Annotated in this window: 12 protein-coding genes; 4 read left to right on the plus strand and 8 right to left on the minus strand. The window is 62.5% G+C overall.

The window, feature by feature from the left end; translation table 11 throughout:
* The first annotated feature begins 24 nt into the window (after positions 1 to 24).
* Complete coding sequence (gene trxC / locus GKC70_RS22450; protein WP_342649970.1) at positions 25 to 459, plus strand: thioredoxin TrxC; 435 nt, start codon at positions 25 to 27, stop codon at positions 457 to 459.
* On the opposite strand, the gene GKC70_RS22455 is transcribed toward trxC, so the two are convergent.
* Together GKC70_RS22455 and GKC70_RS22460 are read right to left on the minus strand one after the other, a co-directional pair.
* Positions 456 to 1,229: a ParA family protein gene (locus GKC70_RS22455; RefSeq protein WP_295486325.1), complete on the minus strand. Its 774-nt coding sequence runs from the start codon at positions 1,227 to 1,229 to the stop codon at positions 456 to 458. The two genes, trxC and GKC70_RS22455, sit on opposite strands and share 4 nt — an antisense overlap.
* Positions 1,230 to 1,282: 53 nt before the next feature.
* A complete protein-coding gene (locus GKC70_RS22460; protein ID WP_342649971.1) occupies positions 1,283 to 2,188 on the minus strand; it encodes a LysR family transcriptional regulator in 906 nt (301 codons plus the stop codon).
* 123 nt (positions 2,189 to 2,311) lie between these two features.
* Here GKC70_RS22460 and GKC70_RS22465 point away from each other — a divergent pair, with 123 nt between their 5' ends.
* Complete coding sequence (locus GKC70_RS22465) at positions 2,312 to 3,556, plus strand: MFS transporter (RefSeq protein ID WP_342649972.1); 1,245 nt, start codon at positions 2,312 to 2,314, stop codon at positions 3,554 to 3,556.
* 69 nt (positions 3,557 to 3,625) lie between these two features.
* On the opposite strand, the gene GKC70_RS22470 is transcribed toward GKC70_RS22465, so the two are convergent.
* Entirely contained in the window at positions 3,626 to 3,973 is a 348-nt protein-coding gene (locus tag GKC70_RS22470) for a NirD/YgiW/YdeI family stress tolerance protein (protein ID WP_342649973.1), read from the minus strand.
* Between the two features lie 155 nt (positions 3,974 to 4,128).
* Here GKC70_RS22470 and GKC70_RS22475 point away from each other — a divergent pair, with 155 nt between their 5' ends.
* Together GKC70_RS22475 and GKC70_RS22480 are read left to right on the plus strand one after the other, a co-directional pair.
* Positions 4,129 to 5,397, plus strand: coding sequence for an AAA family ATPase (locus GKC70_RS22475; RefSeq protein WP_342649974.1), 1,269 nt, complete (start codon positions 4,129 to 4,131; stop codon positions 5,395 to 5,397).
* A complete protein-coding gene (locus GKC70_RS22480) occupies positions 5,394 to 6,041 on the plus strand; it encodes a retron system putative HNH endonuclease (protein ID WP_342649975.1) in 648 nt (215 codons plus the stop codon). Before GKC70_RS22475 ends, GKC70_RS22480 begins: the two co-directional genes overlap by 4 nt.
* A gap of 41 nt (positions 6,042 to 6,082) precedes the next feature.
* Here the strand turns inward: GKC70_RS22480 and hemE are convergent, their stop codons facing one another.
* The 5 genes from hemE to aroB all read right to left on the minus strand — a co-directional run bounded on the left by hemE (position 6,083) and on the right by aroB (position 16,392).
* Complete coding sequence (hemE, locus tag GKC70_RS22485) at positions 6,083 to 7,147, minus strand: uroporphyrinogen decarboxylase (RefSeq protein WP_116887366.1); 1,065 nt, start codon at positions 7,145 to 7,147, stop codon at positions 6,083 to 6,085.
* Positions 7,148 to 7,296: 149 nt separating this feature from the next.
* The gene (locus GKC70_RS22490; RefSeq protein ID WP_029614298.1) at positions 7,297 to 8,715 is read right to left on the minus strand and encodes an FAD-dependent oxidoreductase; all 1,419 of its coding nucleotides are present in this window, start codon (positions 8,713 to 8,715) and stop codon (positions 7,297 to 7,299) included.
* 122 nt (positions 8,716 to 8,837) lie between these two features.
* The gene (gene gltB, locus GKC70_RS22495) at positions 8,838 to 13,283 is read right to left on the minus strand and encodes a glutamate synthase large subunit (protein ID WP_342649976.1); all 4,446 of its coding nucleotides are present in this window, start codon (positions 13,281 to 13,283) and stop codon (positions 8,838 to 8,840) included.
* Positions 13,284 to 13,654: 371 nt separating this feature from the next.
* Complete coding sequence (locus GKC70_RS22500; protein WP_342649977.1) at positions 13,655 to 15,280, minus strand: AAA family ATPase; 1,626 nt, start codon at positions 15,278 to 15,280, stop codon at positions 13,655 to 13,657.
* Positions 15,277 to 16,392, minus strand: a complete 1,116-nt coding sequence (aroB, locus tag GKC70_RS22505; protein ID WP_342649978.1) for a 3-dehydroquinate synthase — start codon at positions 16,390 to 16,392, stop codon at positions 15,277 to 15,279. Before aroB ends, GKC70_RS22500 begins: the two co-directional genes overlap by 4 nt.
* Positions 16,393 to 16,436 lie beyond the last annotated feature (44 nt).

A 16,436-nucleotide genomic window follows, 5' to 3' on the forward strand; every position in this document is an offset into this window, starting at 1 on the left:
CCTATCGCACCCCAAGGAGAAGATATGCCTGAACCCCTGGTCATCCCCTGCCCTCACTGCAATGGCCTCAACCGCTTGCCGGCCGAGCGCCTGGGCGACAGCCCCAAGTGCGGACGCTGCAAACAGGAGGTGCTGCTTGGCCAGCCCTTCGAGCTGACCGAGCGCAGCTACGCCAGCCAGATCAAGGGCGATCTGCCGCTGCTGGTGGACGTGTGGGCCGACTGGTGCGGGCCGTGCAAGAGCTTCGCCCCGACGTTCGCACAGGCCACCCGCCAGCTTGCCGGCCGCTGCCGCCTGGCCAAGCTGGACAGCGAAGCCAACCGCAGCCTGGCCGGTCAACTGGGGATTCGCTCGATCCCCAGCCTGATCCTGTTCAAGCAGGGCCGCGAAGTCAGCCGCCAGGCCGGCGCGCTGCCACTGCAATCGTTGCTGGAGTGGCTGCGCGGGCAGGGCGTCTAGGCGTTCTCTTCGAGCAGCGAGTGCAGCTCGACGAACTGCTGCGTCAGCTTGTGCCGTGGCTCCAGATGAATCAGCGGCAGGCTGGCGTGGTGCGACTCGCGCATCTTCACCGAGCTGCCCAGGTACACCGGCAACACCGGCAGCCCCTCGGCGAGCAGTTCGTCGAGCATCTGCTGCGGCAGGCTGGCGCGGGACTGGAACTGGTTGACGACGATGCCCTCGACCTCCAGGGTTTCGTTGTGATCGTCCTTGAGTTCCTCGATTTCGGCGAGCAGGCCATACAGGGCCTGGCGCGAGAAGCTGTCGCAATCGAAGGGAATCAGCACACGATCAGCGGCGATCAGCGCTGAAACCGCGTAGAAGTTCAGCGCGGGCGGCGTATCGATGTAGATCCGTTCGTAGTCTTCGCTCAACTCGTCGAGCAACTTGCGCAGCTTGTTGATCTTGTGTTTGGCCTCGAGCTTGGGCTGAAGGTCGGCGAGTTCCGCCGTGGCGGTGATCACGTGCAGGTTGTCGAACGGGGTCTCGTAGATATCGACCTTGTTCTTCTTCGCGACCGGCCCGCCGGCCAGGCTCTGCTTGAAAAAGTCGGCGATGCCCATGGGAATGTCGTCGCCGGTCAGGCCGGTGAGGTACTGGGTGGAGTTGGCCTGGGCATCCAGGTCGATCAACAGGGTGCGATAGCCTTCGCTGGCGCTCACCGCCGCCAGGTTGCAGGCGATGCTCGACTTGCCCACGCCACCTTTCTGATTGAACACCACGCGCCGCATGACAGGATCTCCGGGTATCAGGGAATGACCGAGTATGTGTGCACAGCAACGCTTTATCCAGCGCCTTGGGGCGCTTGCACACCGGCCAACAGCTCGCAAAACGCATTGGCCATCGCCGAGCCTGCTCCCACGCGGCGCACCAGCCACACGGCGCTGGTCGCCTGCGGGTCGAGCAGCGTGCGATAGACCACACCGTCGATGCGAATGCGCTGGAACGAGGCCGGCAGCACCGACACGCCCAACCCGGCCGATACCAGGCCGATGATGGTCAGCGCCTCGCCTGCCTCCTGGGCGAAATGCGGGCTGAAGCCGGCCTGGCGCGCCAGTTCCATCAACTGCGCGTACAGGCCGCTGCCGTAGCTGCGCGGGAAGAACACGAACGGCTCTTGGGCCAGATCCGCCATCTGAACGCCACCGTCACCACACGCCGCCAGCGGGTGGGAGGCGTTGAGCACGGCGACCAGCGGCTCGCGGAACAGCTCGGTGACCGCCAGCCCCTCGGGGACGGGCAACGGGCGCATCAGACCGACCTCGATGGACTCGTCGAACACCGCATCAACCACCTCGCGACTACTCATTTCCGTCAAATGCAAGTGAACTGCCGGAAAGCGCTGGCGAAAGGCGTGAATCGCCTGGGGAATACGCGACGTGAACGGCGCCGACGAGGTGAACCCGATCTTCATCTCGCCCAGCTCGCCCAGTTGCGCGCGCCGCGCCACGTCGGCGGCCTTATCGACCTGGGCCAGTACCTGTCGCGCCTCATCGAGAAACAGCCGGCCGGCCTCGCTGAGTGCCACCCGGCGATTGGTGCGCTCGAACAATCGGGCACCGAGCGCCTGTTCGAGGGCCTGGATCTGCTGGCTCAACGGCGGCTGGGAAATGCCTAGTTGCTGCGCGGCGCGGCCGAAGTGCAGCTCCTCGGCGACAGCGATGAAATAACGCAGGTGACGCAGCTCCATAGCGCGCTCCAAACAAGTCGTCAAACGTCTCAAATAGGTCGAACAATATATTGGATCTAATCATTAGCCAGCTATATGATTTTTCCATCGCATCACCGGCCCCGCGCCTTGAGGTAGTCCGTCGTGAAATCCGCTGTAGCCCCCCTTGCCCTGGAACCCGACCCCGCTGCGCTGACCGATATCTGGATCGAAAAAGGCAGCCCGGCCTTCATGAAGACCGTGCTGGCATTGTTCAGCGGCGGCTTCGCCACCTTCGCCCTGCTCTATTGCGTGCAGCCGATGATGCCGCTGCTGTCGCAGGAGTTCGCCATCAATGCCGCGCAGAGCAGCCTGGTGCTGTCGGTCTCCACGGCGTTGCTCGCCGTGGGACTGCTGGTCACCGGGCCGATCTCCGACCGCATCGGGCGCAAGCCGGTGATGGTCATGGCCCTGCTCTGCGCGGCACTGGCGACCCTGGCCAGCGCCGTCATGCCGACCTGGGAAGGCGTATTGGCCACGCGGGCGCTGGTCGGGCTGTCGCTGAGCGGGCTGGCCGCCGTGGCCATGACCTATCTGAGCGAAGAGATCCACCCCCAGCACATCGGCCTGGCCATGGGCCTGTACATCGGTGGCAATGCCATCGGTGGCATGAGCGGTCGACTGATCGCCGGGGTGCTGATCGACTTCGTCAGTTGGCACACGGCGATGCTGGTAATCGGTGCTCTGGCGCTGCTGGCGGCGGTGGTGTTCTGGAAGGTGCTGCCCGAATCGCGCAACTTCCGTGCACAATCGCTGCAACCGCGTCGCCTGCTCGACGGCTTCCTCATGCACTTCAAGGACGCCGGCCTGCCTTGGCTGTTCCTTGAAGCCTTCCTGCTGATGGGCGCGTTCGTCACCCTGTTCAACTACATCGGCTATCGCCTGCTGGCCGAGCCGTACCACATGAACCAGGCATTGGTCGGGTTGCTGTCAGTGGTTTACCTGTCGGGGATCTACAGCTCGGCGCAGGTCGGTGCACTGGCGGACAGACTGGGGCGGCGCCGGGTGTTCTGGGCCAGTATCGGCGTGATGGCAGCCGGCATGCTGATGACGCTGTTCACACCGCTGCCCGTGGTGGTGGTCGGCATGCTGGTGTTCACCTTCGGTTTCTTCGGCGCGCATTCGGTGGCCAGTAGCTGGATTGGCCGACGCGCGCTCAAGGCCAAGGGGCAGGCGTCGTCGCTGTACCTGTTCTGTTACTACGCGGGGTCGAGTGTCGCCGGGACGGCGGGCGGGGTGTTCTGGCACCACTGGGGCTGGAACGGCATCGGGCTGTTCATTGGCAGCCTGCTGGCGATGGCGTTGCTGGTGGCGCTGCACTTGAGCAAACTGGCGCCCAAATCGGCGTGAGACCTGCGCGGAACGAGCGCGCTGCCATTACTTTCGGCAGGCGCGCTCGTCAGCGAGACAGCGGCTGGATCAGTTGATGATCTCGACGATATCCACATCCACTTCACGGCTCATCAGGTGCTTCTCCACCTCGCCGGTCAGCTTGACCTTGGTCTTTTCATTGAAAGGAGTGACCGGCAGGTCTTCGTTGTCGATCTCGACGGTGATGGTGCCGGTGTTGTCCTTGAACTCGTACTTGTCGTCGTTGTTGACCTTCTTGGTGATATAGCCCTGCAACACCACTGGCGTGTCGTCGGCGGCCTCTTTGGCAGCGGCGACGGTGGTGATCAATTGCGCACCTGGGCCGGTGTAGCCAGCCGCCAGGGCGGCGGTGCTGAACAGCGGGGCAAGAATCAGCGGCAGATAACGAATTTTCATGATGATCGGGTCCTGTTTGGGTTTCGATGGAACCAGATTAGCGACGATCGCTGAATTTAACCTTAATCTCGCTTATCAATGGTGATTCGAGGCGCCTAGCTTCTGCCAACGGTGGCGTTACACTGAGTCGTCACCTCATAGGCAAGGGCTTCAGAATGCGCATCGACAGCTTGAAGGTTGAAAACTTTCGTTGTTACGAATCTGCCGACTTCAGATTCAATCCCCATTTCAATCTCATCATTGGGGTGAACGGCATCGGTAAAACTTCGCTGTTGAAGTCGGTTGCGGCAGTGCTGACATGCATTAGTAATTCGCTCATCCACTATACAGACATTAATGATGAAGACGTCAGATTTGTTGTGGACACAATTGATGGCAAAGTCAGATTTGAACGACGCTATCCATTAAATTTAGAAGCTCAAGGTGAGGCGTTCGGGAGCAGTCATTGGTCAGCGAAAAAAGAACGAGGAAATCGTTTAACCTCTTACGACTTTGATCCCCACGCATCAATGCAAAACGTCATCAGGAACATTGATACAGACATCTATATTGATCTGCCAGTGTTTGCATTCTACCAAGCGAATCGCCGATGGATTCCAAGCCAGGTTTCAGCAATGGCCGCTGCAACAGATCGCCCCTCGAGAATGGACGGTTACAGCCAATGGTGGGATGCAGCGGCGAACACTGAGAATTTTGAGCGCTGGGTGATCAGCAAGACGCTCGAACGGTTACAGAAGATCGCTGAGGGCGTAACTACAGACACCGCCTATGATGACGAAATCAGCTTAGTCAACGGCGCAATCAAACACGCTCTGCCTCAAGCGGTAGGACTGCGGTATGACATGACATTGCGCAGCCTGATGGTAGATTTGGAAAATCAGCCCTCTTTACCGTTCAATAGCCTCAGCGATGGACAGCGGGCGCTGATTGCCCTGCTATCAGACATTGCGAGACGAATGTGCCTGCTGAATCCGCATTTAGGCGCTGAAGTACTGAATCGCACCAAGGGCATCATCATCATCGATGAGCTCGATATCCACCTTCATCCGGCTTGGCAGCGCAGTTTGGTCAAGGCGCTCAGGTCTGCATTTCCATCCGTACAGTTCATTGCGGCAAGCCACTCACCTCAGATTATCGGCACCTTGAAACCCGAAGAGGTCATCATCCTCGACCAAGGTGAGTCTTCCCACCCTCGTGTCACCTATGGGCTGGATTCGAGCACCATACTGTCCGAGGTCATGGAAGCCGACCAGCGAGATCCTGAAATCCAACGTCTCTTGTCGTCGCTGTTCACCTCAATTGAAAAGGGAGAACTAGAAACCGCCAAAGAACAGCTTTCCGATCTCAAGACCAAGGCGCCCGATCTACCTGAGTTCGTCGGTGCAGAGGCCCTGATCAGAAGAAAGGAAATCCTCGGAAAATGAGAAGAATCATCAAGCTGAGTGAACCCGCCTCACTGATACTGTGGAAGTCTCAAGCGAATGATGATTGGCAGCCGTGCTACAGCGACTTGCAGAATCCGCAGAAACGAGAACTTCACGCCAACCTGCTCGAAGAACAGGGCAGTCTGTGTTGCTATTGCGGCCGCAGCATTGACTTGGGCAGTAGCCACATAGAGCATTTCAGACCACAGGAAATGTTTGAAACCCTTGAGCTGGACTATGGCAACCTGCACGCCTCCTGTATTCGCGAAACCGAACCAGGCACGCCACTGCACTGCGGTCACCACAAGAAAAACTGGTTCGAAGAATCGCTTCATATCTCACCGCTCGAGGAAGGCTGTGAACAACGATTCCGGTATCTTCTCAGTGGAGAAATTCAAGCGGCAACAGAGGCAGACATCCCAGCGAAGACGATGATCGACGTCCTCGCTTTGGATATCGCTTACCTGAATAATCGAAGGAGCGAAGCAATTACCCGATTTTTCGATCCTCAATTTCTGGAAAGTGTGAGCGATGAAGAGCTGACGACGCTGATATCCAGGCTCAGGTCAACGCCAGTCGGCGAGCAGCATTCGTACGACCATGTCGTTGCCAGGTTCGCCGAACAGTTAGTGCCCGGCGTCTAATCCATCGCTCCCCCTAAAAAGGTGGGAGCTGTACCCGCTGTTCAGCCGTGATACTGCGCCGAAAACTCGTGCACGGCATTGATGAACACCCCCGCGTGCTCGGGGTCGACTTCCGGGGTGATGCCGTGGCCAAGGTTGAAGACGTGGCCGCTGCCATGGCCATAGCTGGCCAGGATGCGCGCGACTTCCTGGCGGATCGCCTCCGGCTTGGCGTACAGCACGGTCGGGTCCATGTTGCCCTGCAGCGCCACGCGGTCGCCCACACGGCGACGGGCGTCGCCGATATCGCAGGTCCAGTCCAGGCCCAGCGCGTCGGCGCCGGCTTCGGCGATGCTTTCCAGCCATAGCCCGCCATTCTTGGTGAACAGGATCACCGGCACCTTGCGGCCTTCGTGCTCGCGGATCAGGCCGCTGACGATCTTGCGCATGTAGGCCAAGGAGAAGGTCTGGTAGGCCGCCGCCGACAGCGCGCCGCCCCAGGTGTCGAAGATCTGCACCGCCTGGGCGCCGGCCTGGATCTGGCCGTTGAGGTAGGCGGTGACCGACTGGGCCAGCTTGTCCAGCAGCAGGTGCATGGCCTCGGGCTGGTCGTAGAGCATGGCCTTGGTCTTGCGGAAGTCTTTCGACGAGCCGCCTTCGATCATGTAGGTGGCCAGGGTCCAGGGGCTGCCGGAGAAACCGATCAGCGGCACGCGGCCGTTCAGTTCGCGGCGGATGGTGCTGACCGCATCCATCACGTAGCCCAAGTCCTTGTGCGCATCGGGAATGGGCAGGGCTTCGATATCGGCCGCCGTGCTGACGACCTTCTTGAAGCGCGGACCTTCGCCGGTCTCGAAATACAGGCCCTGGCCCATAGCGTCGGGGATGGTGAGGATGTCGGAGAACAGGATCGCGGCGTCGAGCGGGTAGCGGTCCAGCGGCTGGAGGGTCACCTCGCAGGCGAACTGCGGGTTCTTGCACAGGCTCATGAAGTCGCCGGCGTTGGCACGGCTGGCGCGGTACTCCGGCAGGTAGCGGCCGGCCTGGCGCATCATCCACACCGGGGTGACGTCTACAGGCTGCTTGAGCAATGCACGCAGGAAACGATCGTTCTTCAGGGCAGTCATGTCGGCATCCAGCAAAAAAGTGCGGGCATTTTCTCAGACGCCAGCGCAAAAGGCACGGCTGCAGCCATGGCTTTTGTCTATTGGGTGCCGTGGGTCAAGGATTGTCGGGCCGGATAATGCCGGGGTCGAGTGGCGACCCCGGCGCTCGATCACACCTGCAGGTAGTCGAGGATGCCTTCTGCCGCCGTGCGGCCTTCGAAGATGGCCGTCACCACCAAGTCCGAACCGCGCACCATGTCGCCACCGGCGAAGATCTTCGGGTTGCTGGTCTGGTGCTTGAAGGCGGCCTTCTCCGGGGCCACCACGCGGCCCTGGCTGTCCATCTGGATGCCATGTTGCTCGAACCATGGCGCCGGGCTCGGACGGAAGCCGAAGGCGATCACCACGGCATCGGCCGGCAGGATCTGCTCGGAGCCGGGAATCGGCTCCGGACTGCGGCGACCGCGAGCATCCGGCTCGCCCAGGCGGGTTTCGACCACCTTGACGCCCTCGACCTTGCCGTCGCCGACGATGGCGATGGGCTGGCGGTTGTAGAGGAACTTCACGCCTTCTTCCTTGGCGTTCTTCACCTCTTTGCGCGAGCCTGGCATGTTGGCCTCGTCGCGGCGGTAGGCACAGGTCACCGACTTGGCGCCCTGGCGGATCGAGGTGCGGTTGCAGTCCATCGCCGTGTCGCCACCGCCGAGCACCACCACCTGCTTGCCCTGCATGTCGACGAAGTCTTCCGGCGACTTCTCGAAGCCCAGGTTGCGGTTGACGTTGGCGATCAGGAAGTCCAGCGCGTCATGCACGCCCGGCAGGTCCTCGCCGGGGAAACCGCCCTTCATGTAGGTGTAGGTACCCATGCCCATGAAGACGGCGTCGTAATCGGCGAGCAACTGCTCCAAGGTGATGTCCTTGCCCACTTCTGTGTTCAGGCGGAACTCGATGCCCATGCCGGTGAACACTTCGCGGCGGTTGCTCAGTACGCTCTTTTCCAGCTTGAACTCGGGAATACCGAAGGTCAGCAAACCGCCGATTTCCGGGTTCTTGTCGAACACCACCGGGGTGACGCCAGCACGCACCAGCACATCGGCGCAGCCCAGCCCAGCCGGGCCGGCACCGATGATGGCGACGCGCTTGCCGGTCGGCTTGACCTTGGACATGTCCGGACGCCAGCCCATGGCGAAGGCGGTGTCGGTGATGTACTTCTCCACCGAGCCGATGGTCACCGCACCGAAACCGTCGTTCAGGGTGCACGCGCCTTCGCACAGACGGTCCTGCGGGCAGACCCGGCCGCAGACTTCCGGCAGGGTATTGGTCTGGTGCGACAGCTCCGCCGCCGCCAGGATGTTGCCCTCGGACACCAGCTTCAACCAGTTGGGGATGAAGTTGTGCACCGGGCACTTCCACTCGCAATACGGGTTGCCGCAGCCCAGGCAGCGATGTGCCTGCTCCACGGACTGCTGCGGCTTGAAGGGTTCGTAGATTTCCACGAACTCCTTCTTGCGCTGGCGCAGCAGCTTCTTTTTCGGGTCCTTGCGGCCCACTTCGATGAACTGGAAGTCGTTGCTTAGACGTTCAGCCATTTTTCAAAACCTCTCAACAGCAGCTGCGAGCCAGAAGCTGCAAGCCGCAAGACGATCACGTAAGCCGGGCGAACCCCGTGCTGCTTCTGCTTGCAGCTGGGAGCTCGCCACTTGCAGCTGCTTTACTGCGGGTTGGCGCGGGTGCTGGACAGCAGTTGCTTGAGGTTGGCCGCCTTGGGCTTGACCAACCAGAAGCGCCGTACGTAGTCGTCCAGGTTCTCGGAGAGCTCACGCCCCCACTCGCTGCCGGTCTCGTCCACGTATTCGCCCAGGACACGCGCCAGATGGCTGCGATAGGCCTCCATCGCCTCACCACTGATGCGCTGGATTTCCACCAGCTCGTGGTTGAGTTTGTCGACGAAGGTGTTGTCCAGGTCGAGCACGTAGGCGAAGCCGCCCGTCATGCCGGAGCCGAAGTTGTAACCGGTCTTGCCCAAGACGCAGACAAAGCCACCGGTCATGTATTCGCAGCAATGATCGCCCGTGCCCTCGACCACAGCGTGGGCGCCGGAGTTACGTACCGCGAAGCGCTCGCCTGCGGTGCCAGCGGCGAACAGCTTGCCGCCGGTGGCGCCGTACAGGCAGGTGTTGCCGACGATGGCGCTGTGCTGGGTTTCGAACGGACTGCCCGCCGGCGGTACGATGGTCAGCTTGCCACCGGTCATGCCTTTGCCGACGTAGTCGTTGGCATCGCCTTCCAGGTGCATGTTCAGGCCACCGGCGTTCCACACGCCGAAACTCTGCCCTGCGGTGCCCTTGAAGCGGAAGGTGACCGGCGTGGCCGCCATGCCCTGGTTGCCGTAGAGCTTGGCGATCTCACCGGAGATGCGCGCGCCGATGGAGCGGTCGCAGTTGCAGATGTCGAGGGCGAACTCGCCACCGGCCTGGTCACGGATCGACGGCAGGGCCATGTCGACCATGCGCTCGGCCAACTCGCCTTTGTCGAACGGCGGGTTGCGGTCCACTTCGCAGAACTGTGGCTTGTCGGCCGGAATGTGCGAGCTGCCCAGCAGTGGCGTGAGGTCCAGGTGCTGTTGGCGCTGGGTGTCACCTGGCAGCACGTCGAGCAGGTCGGTACGCCCGATCAGCTCGCCGAGGCTGCTCACGCCCAGCTTGGCCAGCCATTCGCGGGTTTCTTCGGCGACGAAGGTGAAGAAGTTGATCACCATGTCGACGGTGCCGATGTAGTGGTCCTTGCGCAGCTTGTCGTTCTGGGTGGCCACGCCGGTGGCGCAGTTGTTCAGGTGACAGATCCGCAGGTACTTGCAGCCCAGGGCGATCATCGGCGCGGTGCCGAAGCCGAAGCTCTCGGCGCCGAGGATGGCGGCCTTGATCACGTCCAGGCCGGTTTTCAGGCCACCGTCGGTCTGCACCCGCACCTTGCCGCGCAGGTCGTTGCCGCGCAGGGTCTGGTGGGTCTCGGCCAGGCCCAGTTCCCACGGTGCGCCCGCGTACTTGATCGAGGTCAGCGGCGAGGCGCCGGTGCCACCGTCGTAGCCGGAAATGGTGATCAGGTCGGCATAGGCCTTGGCCACGCCTGCCGCGATGGTCCCGACACCCGCCTCGGCCACCAGCTTCACCGACACCAGCGCTTGCGGGTTGACCTGCTTGAGGTCGTAGATCAACTGCGCGAGGTCTTCGATGGAGTAGATGTCGTGGTGCGGCGGTGGCGAGATCAGGGTAACGCCGGGCACGGCATAGCGCAGCTTGGCGATCAGGCCGTTGACCTTGCCGCCAGGCAACTGGCCGCCCTCGCCCGGCTTGGCGCCTTGGGCCACTTTGATCTGCAGCACTTCGGCGTTGACCAGGTACTCCGGGGTCACGCCAAAGCGGCCGGTGGCCACCTGCTTGATCTTCGAGCTCTTGAGCGTGCCATAGCGGGCCGGGTCTTCGCCGCCCTCGCCGGAGTTGGAGCGAGCGCCCAGGCGGTTCATGGCCTCGGCCAGGGCCTCGTGGGCCTCCGGCGACAGCGCACCGAGGGAGATGCCGGCGGAGTCGAAGCGCTTGAGGATGGCCCCGACCGGCTCCACCTGCTCCAGCGCCAGGGGCTGATCGGCCACCTTGACCTTGAGCAGGTCACGCAGCATCGACACCGGACGCTGGTCGACCAGCGCGGTGTACTCCTTGAATTTGCTGTAATCGCCTTGCTGCACGGCGGCCTGCAGGGTGTTGACCACGTCCGGGTTGTAGGCGTGGTACTCGCCGCCATGCACGAATTTGAGCAGGCCACCTTGCTGGATCGGCTTGCGCGCGCTCCAGGCTTCGGCCGCCAGCAGCTTCTGGTCGCTCTCCAAATCCTCGAAGCGCGCACCTTTGATGCGGCTGGACACGCCCTTGAAGCTCAGGCCGACCACCTCGTCCGACAGCCCCACGGCTTCGAACAACTGGGCGCCACGGTACGAGGCGACGGTGGAGATGCCCATCTTCGAGAGGATCTTCAGCAGGCCTTTGGAAATGCCTTTGCGGTAGTACTTGAACACCTCGTCCAGATCGCCCAGCACTTCGCCGGTACGAATCAGGTCGGCCAGCACTTCGTACGCCAGGTACGGGTAGACGGCCGAGGCACCGAAGCCCAGCAGCACGGCGAAGTGGTGCGGGTCACGGGCGGTGGCGGTCTCCACCAGGATGTTGCTGTCGCAGCGCAGGCCTTGTTCGGTCAGGCGGTGGTGAACCGCCCCGACAGCCAACGAAGCATGCACAGGCAACTTGCCTGGGGCGATGAAACGGTCGCTCAGCACCAGTTGCGTCTTGCCGCTGCGCACCGCTTCTTCGGCCTGGTCGGCGATGTTGCGAATGGCCGCTTCCAAGCCCAGGCCCAGCTCGTAGTTGAGGTCGATCAACTGACGGTCGAAGCCCTCGCGCTCCAGGTTCATCAGCGAGCGCCACTTGGCTGGCGAGATCACCGGCGAGCTGAGGATCACCCGCGAGGCGTGCTCGGGGGATTCCTGGAAGATGTTGCGCTCGGCACCCAGGCAGATTTCCAGGGACATCACGATCGCTTCGCGCAGCGGATCGATCGGCGGGTTGGTCACCTGGGCGAACTGCTGGCGGAAGAAGTCGTACGGCGAGCGGACGCGCTGGGAGAGCACGGCCATCGGCGTGTCGTCGCCCATCGAGCCGACCGCTTCCTGGCCCTGCTCGCCGAGCGGACGCAGCACCTGGTCACGCTCCTCGAAGGTGACCTGGAACATCTTCATGTACTGCTTGAGCTGGTCGGCGTCGTAGCTGGCCACGCCCTGGTCGTCGCTCAGGGTCGCCTGGATACGGGTGGCGTGCTGACGCAGCCAGCGCTTGTAGGGATGGCGCGACTTGAGGCGGTTGTCGATCGCGTCGGTATCGAGGATCTGACCGGTCTCGGTGTCCACGGCGAAGATCTGCCCCGGGCCGACACGACCTTTGGCGATGACGTCCTCCGGCTGGTAGTTCCACACGCCGATTTCCGAGGCCAGGGTGATGTAGCCGTTGCGGGTGGTCACCCAGCGCGCCGGGCGCAGGCCATTGCGGTCGAGCAGGCACACCGCGTGGCGGCCTTCGGTCATGACGATGCCGGCCGGACCGTCCCACGGCTCCATGTGCATGGAGTTGTATTCGTAAAAGGCGCGCAGGTCGGCGTCCATGGTCTCGACGTTCTGCCAGGCCGGCGGCACCAGCATGCGCACGCCGCGGAACAGGTCGATGCCACCGGTGACCATCAGCTCGAGCATGTTGTCCATGCTCGAGGAGTCGGAGCCGACCCGGTTGACCAGCGGGCCGAGCTCTTCCAGGTCTGGGATCAGGTCGTTGGCGAACTTGGTGCGCCGGGCCATGGCCCAGTTGCGGTTACCGGTGATGGTGTTGATTTCGCCGTTGTGGGCGAGGAAGCGGAACGGCTGCGCCAGCGGCCACTTGGGCAAGGTGTTGGTGGAGAACCGCTGGTGGAAGACGCAGATCGCGGTCTTCAGGCGCTCGTCGCCGAGGTCTGGATAGAAGGCGGTGAGGTCCGCCGGCATCATCAGACCTTTGTAGATGATGGTCTTGTGCGAGAAGCTGCAGATGTAGTGGTCGGCGTCGTGGGCATTGGCCACGGACGAGCGGCGACGGGCACTGAACAGCTTGATGGCCATTTCCTGGTCGGTCAGGCCTTCGCCGCCGATGAACACCTGCTCGATCTGCGGCAGGCGCTCCAAGGCCAGGCGACCGAGCACGCGGGTATCGATCGGCACCTTGCGCCAACCGATCAGTTGCAGGCCAGCCTGGGTGATCTCGCGGTTCATGTTGGCCCGCGCGGCCTCGGCTTTCACCGGGTCCTGATTGAAGAACACCATGCCGACCGCGTACTGCTTGGGAAGCTCGACGGCGAAGTGTTCCCGGGCCACGGCGCGCAGGAACTGATCGGGCTTCTGCATCAGCAGGCCACAACCGTCACCGGTCTTGCCGTCTGCGTTGATCCCACCGCGGTGGGTCATGCAGGTCAGGGCCTCGACGGCGGTTTGCAGGAGGTGGTGGCTCGGCTCGCCCGTCATATGGGCAATCAGGCCAAAACCACAGTTGTCCTTGAATTCTTCGGGATGGTACAGACCTGTTTTCATAGACACATTCTCACCAGGTTCGCCTCTCAACCAAGGCAAATCTCTTTTTAGTACAACCACTTACCATCCACGCCGATCAAATGCCAGCTTTTTTGCGGGGGCAATGGGAAACCATTGTTGCACAGCGACGAAGCCGCCCACAAACAATAACGACGAATCGTTGAAAGTTTATGTCGCAATTTTGAATGTTTTTGCGTCACTCACCGTGTAGGCGAATGAACTCGAGTCTGAAGCGTTTCAGCGGTGACTGCGATCAGGCTTGTGGCCGGCAGTCTGGGACACGAAAGCCTGCCGCGCTCGTGCACAGCAGGCTATCGAGATTCCGGGATTCGCTCAGCAACTGGGCGGCGGGGTGGTGCCGCCCGGAAGGATCAGCGGGCCGTGGCCAGCTCTTGTTGAACGCTGCCGACGGTACGAGGCCAAGGTTTACCAGCCTGGACCTTCGCTGGCAAGTTCTTGATTGCAGCCGCTGCCGCGTCGCGGCTGGCGAAATTGCCGTAGGTGACCACGTAGAGGGGTTTGCCCTGCAGGTTTTTCTTGAAGTAGCGGTACTCGCCGCCCTGCTCGCGGACGAACGACTGGGCCGCCGACTCATTGCTGGTGCCGAATACCTGGACCACGTAGTTGCCGGCCTTCTGGCCGCTGTACCAACTGCTATTACCCGCACCGCCGGTCGACTTCTCGACCGCTTTGGGCGCCGGCTTGGCCGTGGCGACCTGGGTCGGTGCCGCAGCCGGCTTGCTGGCAGGGGTGGCGGTTTTCGCCGGCTGCGTGGCAGCCGGTTTCTGCGCGGCGGCAGCCGGCTGGCTCGATGCGCTGACAACCGGCTGGGCCGGCGTCGGCGCCGGACCTGCAGCGACACCTTGGGGCGGTGCAGTGGTGGTGACGGTCGGCGGCACCGCGGCCGAAGGCGCGGACGGCTGCAGTGCAGTGTTGCCCGCCGGACCACCCTCCTCACCATCCCCCATACCGGCCGCCTGGGCCAGCGGCTCACGCATCACCGGCTGCGACTGACCGACCAGCGGCAGCGGCATCGGTTGCGACGAGCCGGAGAACTCGACCGTCGGGCCGCCACTGCTCGACTGACCCTGACCCAGTGGCAACTGGGCTTGGGCGGCAGGTGCCTCGGCTGGCGCCTTGTCGCTTTTCTTGGGCATCAGGACCGCCGCAGCAACGGCGACCACAACTACAGCAGACAGTGCGAGCACGTGTTTCTTAGGCATTTTGAACCCCATGGATGGTCGCTTCTCGGTACTGCGAGTGGCAATCATGGCTTCGATCAAGGTATCGCGGGCCACCTGATTGATGTTGCCCGGCCAACCGTCGGAGTTTTCGTGGATATCGGCGATCTGCTCAGCGCTGAGCACGTCCAGCCCCCGGCCAGCACCTTCAAGGCGTTGCTCCAGATACTCGCGGGTTTCCTCTTCGCTGTAGGGGGCGAGTTCGATGATGTGGAAGCGTTCTTCCTCGGCACTGAGTTCGTCCAACCCGGCAATCAGCGAAGGCTCGCCGAACAGGAATACATGCGGGCGTCCTTCCGCAACGCCGGCCGCCAGTTCCAGCAACGCTTGGAGTGCTGACTCTTCGAGTTGTTCCGCATCGTCTACCAGCAGATACACCTCTTGCCCGGTCAGCGCCAACTGCACGACCTGGGAAAGAATGGCCTGTACCTGCGGCTGCGCGACGCCCAGCGCCTGGGCCACTTGGCCGAGCACGCCGGCGGCATCGCTGGCGCCGCGCGCCGACACCACCACGCTCTGCACAGACTGCTTGTTGGTGCTGGCGACCAGTGCCTGGCGCAGCAAGGTCTTGCCGCTGCCATGGGGACCGGTCACCACCAGCATCAGGTGGCTGTAGCGCGCCAGATGATGCAACTGACCCAGCACCGGCTTGCGCTGGGCAGGAAAGAATTTGAAGCCGGGCACACGCGGCGCGAACGGATCGTGGCTCAACTGGTAGTGGTCGAGAAACGCCTCATCGGCATGCAAACTGGTCATTGCGCTGTCACAACCTCACGCTGGGCCACGATTGCGCGGTAGTCCGCCGCCAACGTGGCCTGAAGGATCTCTTTCGGATAGTCGTCGGTGATCACGGCTTCGCCCAACTGGCGCAACAGCACCAGGCGTAGGCGTCCGTCGAGCACCTTCTTGTCGACCGCCATATGTTCCATGAAATGCGCCGGGGTCATTTCCTCTGGAGGCACCACCGGCAGGCCTGCATCCTGCATCAGGCGAATTCCGCGATCACGCGCCGTCTGGTCGATCCAGCCCAGGCGCATGGACATCTCCAGGGCCATCACGGTCCCGGCAGCGACGGCCTCGCCATGCAACCATACTCCGTAACCCATGTGGGTTTCGATGGCGTGGCCGAAGGTGTGGCCGAGGTTCAGGGTGGCACGCACGCCCGATTCGCGTTCGTCGGCACCGACGACCGCTGCCTTGGCCGCGCAGGAGCGGCGAATGGCTTCGGTGAGGGCTGTCGAGTCGAGTTGGCGCAGCGCGACCATGTTGTCTTCCAGCCAGCCGAGGAACGGCTCGTCGCAGATCAGCCCGTACTTGATGACCTCGGCAAGCCCGGCCGACAGCTCGCGGGCCGGCAAGGTGCGCAGGCTGAAGGTGTCGATGAGCACTGCGTTGGGCTGGTAGAACGCACCGACCATGTTCTTGCCCAGCGGATGGTTGATACCGGTCTTGCCGCCCACCGAAGAGTCCACCTGGGACAGCAGCGTAGTCGGCACCTGGATGAAATCGACGCCGCGCTGATAACAGGCTGCAGCGAAGCCGGCCATGTCACCGATCACGCCGCCGCCGAGCGCCACCACCGTGGTGCGCCGATCATGCCGGGCGGTGAGCAGGGCATCAAAGATCAGTTGGAGGGTTTCCCAGTTCTTGTGGGCCTCGCCGTCGGGCAGTATCACCGGCAGCACCGACCAAGCCCCAAGGGTCTTGCTCAGGCGCTCGAGATACAGCGGCGCGACGGTTTCGTTGGAGACGATGGCGACCTGCCGTCCGGCAATATGCGGTGCCAGCAGCTCGGGCTGGTCCAACAGGCCCTCGCCAATGTAGATCGGGTAGCTGCGCTCGCCCAGATCGACCTTCAGTGTCTGCATGTATCCCCACAATGTGCTTGGGCGCGGCCTTGGCTGAGCGGCCT

This window comes from Pseudomonas sp. REB1044, assembly GCF_038813925.1.
Taxonomy (GTDB): Bacteria; Pseudomonadota; Gammaproteobacteria; order Pseudomonadales; family Pseudomonadaceae; genus Aquipseudomonas; species Aquipseudomonas boreofloridensis.